This window comes from Alcanivorax sp. HI0083, from assembly GCF_001635175.1.
The window spans coordinates 1-4,193 of sequence record NZ_LWFX01000506.1; the positions used below are offsets into that span (position 1 = coordinate 1).

Annotated in this window: 4 protein-coding genes; all 4 read left to right on the forward strand. The window is 57.0% G+C overall.

Going from position 1 to position 4,193, the window contains the following annotated elements; translation table 11 throughout:
* A partial coding sequence (locus A3754_RS05185) for a helix-hairpin-helix domain-containing protein (RefSeq protein WP_231880496.1) occupies positions 1 to 533 on the forward strand: 533 nt, incomplete at its 5' end.
* A 62-nt stretch (positions 534 to 595) separates the two neighbouring features.
* On the forward strand, positions 596 to 3,298 hold the full coding sequence (infB, locus tag A3754_RS05190) for a translation initiation factor IF-2 (RefSeq protein WP_063519004.1): 2,703 nt from the start codon (positions 596 to 598) through the stop codon (positions 3,296 to 3,298).
* 21 nt (positions 3,299 to 3,319) lie between these two features.
* Complete coding sequence (gene rbfA / locus A3754_RS05195; RefSeq protein ID WP_007151594.1) at positions 3,320 to 3,733, forward strand: 30S ribosome-binding factor RbfA; 414 nt, start codon at positions 3,320 to 3,322, stop codon at positions 3,731 to 3,733.
* A 14-nt stretch (positions 3,734 to 3,747) separates the two neighbouring features.
* The coding region (truB, locus tag A3754_RS05200) for a tRNA pseudouridine(55) synthase TruB (RefSeq protein ID WP_063519005.1) at positions 3,748 to 4,193 on the forward strand (446 nt) is incomplete at its 3' end.

Below are 4,193 nucleotides of genomic sequence, written 5' to 3' on the forward strand. Positions count from 1 at the left end.
GGCAGAACATTCGCCTGGCCTCCGAGCTGACCGGCTGGGAACTCAACGTCATGACTATTGATGACGCTGAGACCAAACAGGAAGAAGAAGCGGAACAGGCCTTGCAGACGTTCATCAATGAGTTGGACGTTGACGAAGATGTGGCCGGTGTACTGGTTGATGAAGGTTTCTCTACCCTCGAAGAAGTGGCCTATGTGCCTGAGGAAGAGATGCTGGCAATTGATGGTTTTGATGAAGAGATCGTGGAGCTGTTGCGCCAGCGCGCCAAAGACGCGCTGTTGACCAAGGCCCTGGTGTCTGAAGAGAAGTTTGAACAGGCCGAGCCTGCGGAAGACCTTCTGAACATGGAAGGTATGGACCGTGAGTTGGCCGTTGAATTGGCTTCCCGTGGCATTGTCACGATGGAAGACCTCGCCGAACAGGCGGTGGATGACCTGCTGGAAATTGAAGGCCTGAGCGAAGAACGTGCAGCCGAGTTGATCATGACTGCACGGGCTCCCTGGTTTGAAGGCGAAGACGAAGCCGGGGCATAACCGCCCCTTTTCAGGCTGATCAAGCAGGCACCATCAGAGACGGACAGGAGAGTGTTGCTGACATGGCAGAAACGACCGTAAAGAAACTGGCCGACATCGTAGGGACGCCCGTCGAGAAGCTGCTCACGCAGATGAAAGACGCAGGGTTGCCCCATGGCGATGCCAGCGAAGTGGTCTCCGATGAACAGAAGCAGCAGCTACTGGCGCATCTGCGCAAGTCTCATGGTGCCCAGGACGAAAGCAGTGGAAAGAAAATTACGCTGAAGCGTAAATCCACCAGCACCATCAAGACCACCGGCGCTGCCGGCAAGTCCAAGACCGTGAACGTGGAGGTGCGCAAGAAACGCACCTACGTGAAACGTGATGTACTGGAAGCGGAAGAGCGTGAAGAAGCAGAACGCCTGGCGGCTGAAGAAGCTGCACGTGCTGCGGAAGAAGAGAAACGCGCGGCAGAAGAAGCCGCCAAACGTGCTGCGGATGATGAAGCGGCACGGTTGAAGGAAGACGAAGCACGCGCCAAGGCTGAGCAGGAACGCAAAGCTGCCGGCGAAAAAGCGGCGGAAGAAAAGAGCAAACGCGTTTCTGTGCCCAAGGTTTCTGCAACCAAGAAACCGGCCAAGGAAGAAACGCCGGAAGAAAAAGCCAAGCGCGAAGAAGCCGAGCGCAAGCAGCGTGAAGCTGATGAAGCCAAGCGCAAGCAGGAAGCGGAAGCCCGCAAGAAAGCGGAAGAAGAAGCGGCTCGCCGCACCGCTGAAGAAGCGGCCCGCATTGCAGCTGAACTGGAACAGCGTGGCGAGCAGGAAGAGAAGAAGCCTGCTGCGGAAGACGAAAAGGACAAAGGTTCGTCCATCGTTAATGCTGCCCAGGAAGCCAGCTACCAGCGTGAAGAGCGCCAGTCTCGCCGTCGTCGTCGCAAACCCAAGGTTGCGGGCGTTGTGCACGGCAAGATGAAGAGCTCCATGAACAAGCAGCATGGCTTTAAAACGCCGACGGAGAAGAAAATCTACGAAGTCGAAGTTCCAGATACTATTACTGTGACCGACCTGGCCCAGCGTATGAACGTCAAGGCCAAGTCGTTGATCAAGTCCCTGATGAAGATGGGCGAGATGGTCACTGTCAATCAGCCGATCGATCAGGAAACCGCCTTCCTGTTGGTGGAAGAGATGGGGCACAAGCCCATTGCCAGCAAAGGGCAGGAAGAGCTGCTTGAAGATCATCTGGCCGCGGATCTGGTTACCCGTGAAGGCGTGGATTCCGAGCACCGTGCGCCTGTTGTTACCATTATGGGCCACGTGGACCACGGTAAGACTTCCCTGCTGGACTATATCCGTAAAGCCAAGGTGGCAAGCGGTGAAGCCGGCGGTATTACCCAGCACATTGGTGCGTACCACGTTGAGCACGAGAAGGGCATGATTACCTTCCTCGATACTCCTGGCCACGCGGCCTTTACCGCCATGCGTGCCCGTGGTGCCAAAGCCACGGATATCGTGGTGATTGTGGTGGCGGCCGATGACGGCCTGATGCCGCAAACCGAAGAAGCGATCAATCACGCGAAAGCATCCGGTGCGCCGATCATTATTGCGGTCAACAAGATCGATAAAGAGCAGGCGGATCCTGATCGCGTGCGTAACGAGATGGCGACCAAGGATGTGATTCCGGAAGAGTGGGGTGGCGAATACCAGTTCATCAATGTGTCGGCCCATACCGGCCAAGGCATCGATGACCTGCTGGATGCCATTCTGTTGCAATCTGAATTGCTGGAGCTTCAGGCTCAGGCGTCTGGTTCAGCCACTGGTGTGGTGATTGAATCCCGTATCGAGAAAGGTCGCGGTACCGTTGCTTCCATTTTGGTTCAGGGCGGCGAGCTGCAGATCGGTGACATGCTGCTGGCCGGTGCCCACTTTGGCCGTGTGCGGGCGATGATCGATGAGAACGGCAAGCCGATCAAAAAAGCCGGCCCGTCTATTCCGCTGGAAGTGTTGGGCCTGAATGGCGCACCGGAAGCCGGTGAGCAGATCCAGGTTGTGACCGACGAGCGTAAGGCGCGGGAAGTGGCCGAGTTCCGTCAGGAACGTGACCGTGAGCTCAAACTCAAGCGTCAACAGGCATCCAAGCTGGAAAACCTGTTTGAAAATATGGGCAGCGCAGAAACCAAAACCGTCAACATCGTGTTGAAGACCGATGTGCGCGGTTCACTGGAAGCGCTGACCAGTGCCCTGAATGATCTGGGCACTGATGAAGTGAAGGTGAATCTGGTCTCCAGCGGCGTGGGTGCGATCAACGAATCCGACGTCAACCTGGCGATGACCAGTGAAGGTGTGTTGCTGGGCTTTAACGTTCGTGCAGATTCCAAGGCCAAGAAAACCTGCGAGCAGGAAGGCATTGATCTGCGCTACTACAGCGTGATCTATGAGCTGATTGATGACGTGAAGCAGGCCATGAGTGGTTTGCTGGCGCCGGAAAAACGCGAAGAGATCCTTGGCGTGGCCCAGGTGCGCGACGTGTTCCGTTCTTCCAAGTTCGGTGCGGTTGCTGGTTGTATGGTGGTGGAAGGTACGCTGTACCGGAACCGTCCGATCCGCGTTCTGCGCGACGATGTGGTGGTCTTCGAAGGCGAGCTGGAATCCCTGCGTCGCTTCAAGGACGATGTGCCTGAAGTGCGTAACGGCATGGAGTGTGGCATCGCGGTGAAGAGCTACAACGACGTGAAGGAAGGCGACAAGATCGAAGTCTTCGAAGTGAAGGAGGTGGCGCGCTTCCTGTAAGGAGTGTGCCCGAACCCTGCTATGAGCCGTCATCGCCGCCCCCAGGGCTTTAACCGCACCGACCGTATCGCTGACCAGATTCAGCGTGAACTGTCCCGGTTGCTGCAGTTTGAAATGAAAGACCCGCGGGTCAATCTGGCGACGATTCAGGATGTCACGGTTTCCCGCGATCTGTCCTATGCCGAGGTGTATTTCACCTTGCTGGGACAGGGTGAAGAAGCCGGCGTGGAAGCCGAAGAAGCGCTGGTCAAGGCCAGCGGCTTCCTGCGCAGCAGCCTGGCGAAGAGCCTCAATACCCGCACCACGCCCAAATTGCGTTTCCATTACGACATGACCCCGGAGCGGGCGGCACATCTGTCTCAGTTGATTGATGATGCCCGTGCCGAAGACCGGGAGTTGCGTCCGGAAGACGACGAAACCGGAAACAACGAGTAACTCGGAGCTGTCAGGTGGCAAAGCGTCGTCCCAGAGGCCGTGATCTCAACGGCATCCTGTTATTGGATAAATCGTCTGGCGTGAGCAGTAATGGCGCGCTGCAGATGGCCAAGAAAATGTTTGCCGCTGCCAAGGCGGGGCATACCGGTAGTCTGGATCCGCTGGCCACCGGCATGTTGCCGATTTGTTTTGGTGAAGCCACCAAGTTCAGCCAGTTTTTGCTGGAATCCGACAAGAGTTACCGGGTCACCGCCAAGCTGGGTGTGACCACGGAAACCGGTGACGCCGACGGCGATGTGGTGGAAACCACCGAGGTGAACGCGTCGTCCGCCCAGATCGAGACGGCCTTATTGTCGTTCAAGGGCGACATCGAACAGATCCCCAGCATGTATTCGGCCATCAAGCACGAGGGGGTGCCGCTGTACAAGCTGGCCCGCGAGGGCAAGACCGTGGAGCGCAA

What these genes read in the sequence shown, in the direction of transcription:
- infB (WP_063519004.1), top strand. Translation starts at nt 596, where the DNA reads ATGGCAGAAACGACCGTAAAGAAACTGGCCGACATCGTAGGGACGCCC.
- rbfA (WP_007151594.1), top strand. Translation starts at nt 3,320, where the DNA reads ATGAGCCGTCATCGCCGCCCCCAGGGCTTTAACCGCACCGACCGTATC.